We start from the raw sequence: 7,488 nt of genomic DNA, 5'->3' as shown, positions 1-7,488 counted from the left end.
AAACTCATCAACGCCATGGCAAGAAACAGGGCCAGTGATACTGTGCCAAGGATATCCACCGTCTCAACATCCAGCTTTTTCAACCGGGTGGCTTCCAGAATATTGGTGATTAACACCCCGGTAAACAGTGCATAGACAAAGTCAGGAATCATCAGCCATTTGATGCCCAACCCGCTGACCCACTGTTCCATATACTTGGCGCCAGTGACACAGATCAGAATCAGGAACAGGGACTCGATCAGCTTTTTCGAGGTGACTTTTTCTTCCTCATTTTCGTTGTAGGTCACCAGTTCCGGGAACTGATCATGGATTTTGTTGGTGTTGCCGTATCGGGACTTCAGGCCATTTTTATCGATCAGTCTCTGGGCCACCGGGCTGCCAATAATGCCGCCCATAATCAGGCCAAAGGTAGCTGAGGCTATGGCGATCTCCAGCACATTCTCCATGCCGTAAACCTCCTGGAAGGTCTGCGACCAGGCAGCGCCGGTACCGTGACCGCCAGAGAGGGTTATGGAGCCGGCGATTAATCCCATCAGCGGGTCAAGTCCCAGCAGGGTGGCCAGTGACATGCCAATACCGTTTTGCAGCACGATGTAGATCGAAGCCACGGCAAGAAAGACCAGTACTTTGGCTCCCCCTTTAATCAGCTGGATGTAGCTGGCCGCCAGCCCGACGGTGGCAAAGAACATCAGCATAAAGGTGTTCTGCAGAGGCAGATTGAACTCAATCCCCACACCATTGAAGTGAAGCACGGTAAGGCCAACGGCGATCACCAGCCCTCCCACAATGGGTTCAGGAATATTGAATTTCTTTAACAGGGGCACTCTGGTGTTAATAAAGTGACCAAGAAAGAGTACAAATATGGCGATCAGAAATGACTCAAGTGCGCCGACAGTGGTTAGTTGATTCATAAATTCTCTATGAAGTGATCAGTCGCAGAGACAGGAAAAGCGGCTGTCCAGCTTGCTGTAGCCCAGGCCTGCCTCTTTTATCACTTCTATTCGTGTAGGAATCCGTTCTTTCAGGGATTCAATATGGGAGATGATGCCAACCATCTTACCGCTGGCATTCAGGCTATCGAGTGCGCAGAGCGCTGTTTCCAACGTTTCCTGATCCAGCGTACCAAAGCCTTCATCCAGAAACAGTGAGTCGATGCGGGTTTTGTGGCTGACCAGGTCAGAAAGACCCAGTGCCAGGGCCAGACTGACCAGAAAGCTCTCTCCGCCAGAGAGTGTTTTGATATCCCGTGCGGTATCACCCTGCCAGGTGTCCATAACTTCGAGGCTAAGCTCATCGCTGTTTTTCCGGTTAAGCAGATAACGGGCATGGAGCTGTTCAAGCTGCCGGTTAGCCAGAAGAATCAGATGGTCCAGTGTCAAACCCTGAGCAAATTTACGGAATTTATCGCCTTTGCTGGAGCCAATCAGGCCACTGAGTTGGGCCCAGACCTGATATTGATGCTCCTGGGTAGCAATATCTTTGAACAAGCTGGCCTGATTGTGTCGTTTTGCTTCGTCATCTTTCAGTGCCTGGGTGATTTCTCCCTGCCGTTGATTGATCAAACGAATCTGGTCTTCCAGCTCAGTCAGCTTTTCAGTTACTTCTTCCAGTGGCAGTGTAGTCGCTGGATTTTTAATATGTGTTTTCAGGCTGGCTTCGGCTGCAGAGAGCTTGCCTTTCGCTTCATGCAGTTGCTGCTCAAGCTGCTGCTTAAGCTCTGTGAGCAATTTTCGCTCTTCTTTGCTGAGCAATGCCTGCTGAAACTGTTCGCTATCCGAGAAAGGACTGTCGTTTAATATTACCTGCCACTTGCTCTGGGCAGTATTCAGGTTGTCACTCAGTTCAGCCAGTGTGCTGGTTTGATGGCTGACAACGCCGGACAGTTTATTTAACTGCTGTTCAATGGTGAGCCGCTGGTTTTGGGTTTGCTGGTATTGGGTTTGGGATGCGCTCACCAGTAGCTTTAACCGTTGTCGTTCATCAGCCACCACTTTCTGGCCGAACAGTTCCTGGCGTTTGTTTTGTTGCTGTTGCAATTGCGACCGGGTTTGCTCCAGTTCCCCTTGCAACGTCAGGGTGGTTTGGTCCAGCTTTTGCCGGTTCTGATTTTTAAGCGCCAGCTCCTGATTAACCTGCTGGGACTGTTCCTTAAACGAGCCTTGTTCAGTGGTTATTTTCTGCCACTGTTGCCAGTGAACTTCCTGCTGGTTCAACCACTGCTCCTGAACAGGAATTTCTGGCGCCTGCTGATGTAATTCACTTTGAATGCTGGTGGCGATTTTAGCTTCCAGTGTTGTCAGTGCCTGAGCCTGCTGTTCAAGTTGTTGCCTTTTCTCTGCCAGTTGCTGCTCCAGCTGACTTTTCTGCTGCAGGCTTACCTCCCGTTGATGAGCCTGTTCCGTGATCTTCTGATGGAACTGGTCAAGTTGCTGCTGTTCAAGTTGAATGCGGCGGTTCAGTTGAGCCAGCTGATCCAGCTGTTTCTTTCTGGCCTCACCGGATTCTATAAACCGGGTATAGAGGTTTTGGTACGCTTCCGGGTTCTCTATGGATGTTGCAAGCCCGATGAGATGACTGTTTGAGGTCCAGTCTGATGTGGCCTGAGAAATCTGGCCGGTTAACTTCGTTATCAACTGTTCAGAAGATTCAATCTGCGTTTGCAGTCGGGTGACTTCTTTGCCCAGATCTTCTCCCCGCTGTTGTAACTGTTCCAGCTCCGCTTGCCTGACCTGTAAACGTTGTTCCGTTTCAGAAATATTCAGCTGCTGATAGTGTTCAATCGCCGGGTGTTCTTTGGCACCGCACAGAGGGCAAGCCTCGCCTGCCTGCAGTTTATCGCGGTAGTCTGAAAGGCTGGTGATCTGTCTTTCCTGAATCAGCAGTTTTTCCAGATCACGGCAGTGTTGCTGCGTATTTTTGTATTGTTCTCTAAGTCCTTCGATTTGGGTGGTGTGCCGGGTCAGTGATTGCTGCAGGGCGGCGAATTTGTCCTGCTCTTTCTGCCGGTCATGGGTACCGCTGATAAATTGCTGGCTGAGGTTGTTCAGCTGCAGCCAGGTTGGATACTGGTTACTCCACTGCTGTTGATCAGCCTGGCACTGCTCCTCTTCCTGACCATTCAGAATGCCCGTTTTTTCCCCGAGCAGGATTGTCTGTTGGGTTTTATGTTGCTCAAGGGTTGTGTTCAGAGATTCTATGGCACTGTTTATTTGCTGATCTTTAGCGCAAAGGTTTTGAATATCCTGCCCTGTTTTAACAATGACCTGATTAAGCTGCTGCTGGCCAAGACTGGTGGTTTCACGCTGTTCAAACCAGGATCGCAGCAGTGGCAGGAGTTCCCCCAGCTTTTTCTGGACTGCATTTTTTTCCAGATAGTTTGTCGCAGCTTCCAGTTTGATGGTGAGCTGTTGCCGGGATTGCATATCGTCAGCAATACCCTTCTGCAGCATCGCTTGCTCATTTTGAGCCATCAGAAGTTTGTGGTTGATTGACTGTTGTTCATTGGACAGGCGTTGTATATCGCCATCCAGCGGAATAACCTGTTCAACCAGCAGTGACTCTGAATTCGCCTGTTCCTGCTGATGGCTTTCAAGGGTGTTTGACAGAAGCTGGTATTGCTGTTGAATGCTGGCAGCCTTTTCCTGCGTTGCTTCCTGCTCCTGTTGATTATTGGTCAGTGCTTTTTTTACTGCCTGATTTTTTTGTTGCAGTTCACACAGCCGTTCCCAGTCCGGTAGAAGCTCTACGGCGGGAAGCGCCTGTTCTAATCGGCTCAATTGCTCATTGTGATCGGTCTGTTGCTGCAGTACATGGCCGAGTGATTCACTGGCTGATTTTTTTTCCTGCTCTTTACTGGTCAGTTGCTCCAGCCAGCGTTTCTGATCGGATAACGAGAGGCGATCATTGCTGGCGCTGTGCAGCGTTTCTGTGAGTTGAGATTGCTCCTCTTTCAATACTGAAAGTACATCGTCGTGTAAAAGTGAGACCCCATCTGCCCTGGCTTTTAACAGGTTGAGGTTTTGCTCTTCCTCTCGCATCCGCTCAAAGACCCGGCGGGAAATATCCCCGTAAATCTCTGTACCCGTGAGTTCTTCCAGCAGTTCTGCCCGGTCATTGGCACTGGCTTCAAGAAAAGCGGCAAAACCACCCTGGGCCAGCATCATGGATTTGGTGAATCGGCCAAAATCCAGTCCGGTCAGTTCGCTGATTTTTTTTAACTTGTCATTAATTCGTGTAGTGATAATGGTGCCATCACTCTTCGCCAGTTCTACCTGGGGTGCCTGCAGCTTGCCATCGGCTTTGCCCCTGGCCCGACGTTGAGACCAGAAAGCACGGTAAGCGTTGCCTTTAACTTCAAACTCTACTTCGGCCAGGGACTCGGCGGTGTGCCGGGTCATCAGTTCATTATCTGAGGCGGAAATGGTGTTGAGTCGTGGGGTCTGATGGTAGAGAGCGAGGCAGATGGCATCCAGAAGTGTGGTCTTGCCAGCGCCGGTGGGCCCGGTAATGGCAAATAGCCCGTTATTGGCAAAAGGTTCGCCCCGGAAGTCTATTTTCCATTCCCCTTTCAGGGAATTAATGTTCTTCAGTCGCAGGCTGAGAATTTTCATCGGATATCCTCCCCCTGTTTCTGCATGGGCTCTGCGGGTTCAGGCTGGTCGTTCAGTGACACCAGAATTTCAGTAAAGGCATTGCTGAGCTGAGCTGTCTGTTCCTCTGTCAGTTCTTCCTGCTGCAGTCGTTGTTGAAAAACATCGTCCACATTCAGTTCTGCCAATGTCTCCCGGTCAGCAACGGTGAGTGATGCCGGTGTTTTTTCTCTTTTACGACGAACTCTCAGCAGTACATGGGATGACAAGGCTTCTTGGGCAAGAACCAGTTGCTCAACACGATTTTGCAGATCATGAAGCCAGGTTTCAGTGGTGACTTCAACTTCCAGCCAGGGGTTCAGGGTGGTTTGTTCTGGCTGCTCTGCCATAACGTTTAATTGCTGGTCAATATCGTCCAGTGAACCTTTCAGGCTAATGAGCTTCCGGAACACCGGCACGATAATGGATTCAATTTTGTGCAGCGCTCCCTTTTTGAAATCCACAAGCATTACCTGTTTATCTGAGCCTGCCTCATCAAAACTGAGAGGAATAGGGGAGCCGGAATAGCGAATGTGTTCCTGTTTAGCCACGATCTGAGGCCGGTGCAAGTGACCGAGGGCGATGTAGTGGGCTTTGGGGAAGGCAGAAACCGGGAAGGCTGAAAGCGTACCGATATAAATCTCGCGCACAGACTCGGTCAGTTGACCGCCCACTGTCGTTAAATGACCCGTGGCAATAATGGGCAGGGTACTTCCCGCCAGTTTTTCGGCTTCTGAATAAATAGTCTGGTAATGATCAGCGATGGCCTGTTGCAGAGCCTGCTGTTTGTTCTCTCCGGATTCTCCCGCCTGACTCTCCAGTACTTCCCGCGGACGGATAAAGGGGATGGCGCAAATGACGGCCCCCGGTTTATCTTCGCTGTCGTTCAGAACCAGAACCTGATCTTCAGGGTTACTGGTTACGCCGCCCACCACAAAGGTATTCAGGCAGGCCAGCAGCTCTTTTGATTCATTAAGGGTGGCTACTGAGTCGTGGTTGCCACCAATCACCACCAGTTGCCGGCAGGGCGTGTTCTGGAGGCTGACAATAAAACGGCTGTAGAGCCTTCTGGCATAGCTGGGGGGTGTTCCGGTATCAAAGATATCACCGGCAATGATCAGTGCATCGACACTCTGCTCTGTTACCTGCTCGATCAGCCAGTCCAGAAAGGCCTGATGCTCAGCCTCCCGACTTTTGCCCATAAAATGCTGGCCGAGATGCCAGTCAGAGGTGTGAAGTATGCGCATAGTCTTAATCGAAGTCAGGCCAAAACTGTAAAGCTACAACAGATTTCAGATCTGGCCAATCTATAAGGCAGTGGTTTGCGCTATTCATTAGTAAAATAGTCGTAAACCCTCGCCTTTAGGCCTTTAGGCTCTCGAGTCCTCGGGTCCGATAGGGCAGGGAGCAGTCACCTCAGGTCAAATACGGTTCACCGGCTGCTGCAACAAAAGCCATTTCCACCCGATACTCCGCATCAGCCAGTTCTGCCTTTACACAGGCTCGACTTGGGGCACAACCTTCCGGAAACCATTCGTCCCGAACTTCATTCAGTGCTGGCAGGTTGGCAAAGTCAGTCAGGTAAATGGTGACTGATAAAATACGTGACCGGTCGCTGCCAATTTTCTCCAGAGCGAGCTCGGCCTGACTGAATATCTGATTGGCCTGCCCTTTTATATCTTCGCTGGTGTCAGAGTCCGCCACTTCCACAAAGTGGGCAATACCATTGAAGACCGTAATGTCGGACCAGCGTTTACAGGGATTTATGCGATGGATGTTCACGATTTATTGCCTTGTCCAGAAATGAATATGATTTATTTTAACGTATTGAAAAATAAGAGAATAAGTGTTTTTTAACCTGCTTTAGACTAATGAGCAATAGAGTAAATGCTATGTTTTAGGAATAATGAGCTGTAAGAAATAAGCTGTTTTCATGGAGGAAGACCGATGGGTACGAGCATTCAAAGCTTTGGAGGTGTTGCGAGCAGCTGTATCCAGAAGCTCGCAGCTACAAGCATTAAAGGCGTAGCCAGTAATCCTGCTTATTTGAACAGAGAATCAATAGTCAGCACTGAGCCTGCTGCTTACCTGTCTGATAATCACCCGATACCAGAACGGTACGTCAAGGCTATCCATGCCCGTAACGCCAAACCTGTTCAGGGCAGACAGTTTGTTCAAGGCGTCAAAGATATAAAACAGATGGGAAGAGACCTGGTATTAAGGCAAAAGGCGGGCAAAGCTGCTTTGCAGGCAAAGCAAAATGATCGCAGGGCTCGTCACCAAAACATTGGGCGTCCGGCAGGACAGGTAAAATCTTCATCGAACTCTCCATCGAGCAAGGGGTATGTGAAAAATACCCGTAACAATAATGTGAACCGCCCTCAGACCACTGGTATTGGTGGTGGAGGCCCATCGAAAGGGCCTTCAAAATCACCAGCGAATAATACTCAGAATTTTCTTTCTGGCATCAGGGGTAAACCAAAAACATTTCAGCAATTGCAATATCAATTGAGAGCAGCTTGCTCTCCAAAGGATATTAAACAGGTGCTTGCAGATCGGCAGTCATCAAAACTTTCCCTTCAGGATCATGGCCGTTATCAGAGTACTCTGAGAAGATCTATGACGAATATGGCAAGTAATCCTGATACGGCACATAAGCTGGATAGCTCATTTATAAAGCAGGTATTACGAGGCGATAAAGCGGCAATAAACCACACGATTGCGAGCTGGGGCAAAGCAGATATAGCGCATATGGAGGAGCGTAGTTTCTTATTAAAGAATGGACAGAGCTACACGGCTCCATCCATCAAGCCTCAACTGGATTGCTCTTATGGTGAACTTCACCGGCAGTTGACCAGCG

The 7,488-nt window shown here is 49.6% G+C and carries 5 protein-coding genes; 1 reads left to right on the top strand and 4 read right to left on the bottom strand.

All coding sequences use genetic code 11. From position 1 onward, the window contains the following. From RM811_RS00170 to RM811_RS00155, 4 genes are all read right to left on the bottom strand, one after another. Positions 1-911: sodium/glutamate symporter (locus tag RM811_RS00170; RefSeq protein ID WP_402519462.1), on the bottom strand; the 911-nt coding region annotated here is incomplete at its 3' end. 18 nt (positions 912-929) lie between these two features. After that, positions 930-4,610, bottom strand: coding sequence for an AAA family ATPase (locus RM811_RS00165; RefSeq protein WP_402519459.1), 3,681 nt, complete (start codon positions 4,608-4,610; stop codon positions 930-932). Then, positions 4,607-5,875 carry an exonuclease subunit SbcD gene (gene sbcD, locus RM811_RS00160; RefSeq protein ID WP_402519456.1) on the bottom strand — a complete coding sequence of 423 codons (1,269 nt, stop codon included), beginning with the start codon at positions 5,873-5,875 and terminating at the stop codon, positions 4,607-4,609. Before sbcD ends, RM811_RS00165 begins: the two co-directional genes overlap by 4 nt. Before the next feature lie 169 nt (positions 5,876-6,044). Next, entirely contained in the window at positions 6,045-6,410 is a 366-nt protein-coding gene (locus RM811_RS00155; RefSeq protein ID WP_402519454.1) for a RidA family protein, read from the bottom strand. 165 nt (positions 6,411-6,575) lie between these two features. Between RM811_RS00155 and RM811_RS00150 the strand changes: the two genes are divergently transcribed. Continuing rightward, positions 6,576-7,488 (top strand): hypothetical protein (locus RM811_RS00150; protein ID WP_402519451.1); only part of this gene is annotated, 913 nt, incomplete at its 3' end.

Source organism: Endozoicomonas sp. (assembly GCF_031844845.1).
Lineage (GTDB): Bacteria > Pseudomonadota > Gammaproteobacteria > Pseudomonadales > Endozoicomonadaceae > Endozoicomonas.
This window is presented reverse-complemented; position numbering and strand designations above follow the sequence as displayed.

What these genes read in the sequence shown, in the direction of transcription:
- RM811_RS00165 (WP_402519459.1), bottom strand. Translation starts at nt 4,610, where the DNA reads ATGAAAATTCTCAGCCTGCGACTGAAGAACATTAATTCCCTGAAAGGG.
- sbcD (WP_402519456.1), bottom strand. Translation starts at nt 5,875, where the DNA reads ATGCGCATACTTCACACCTCTGACTGGCATCTCGGCCAGCATTTTATG.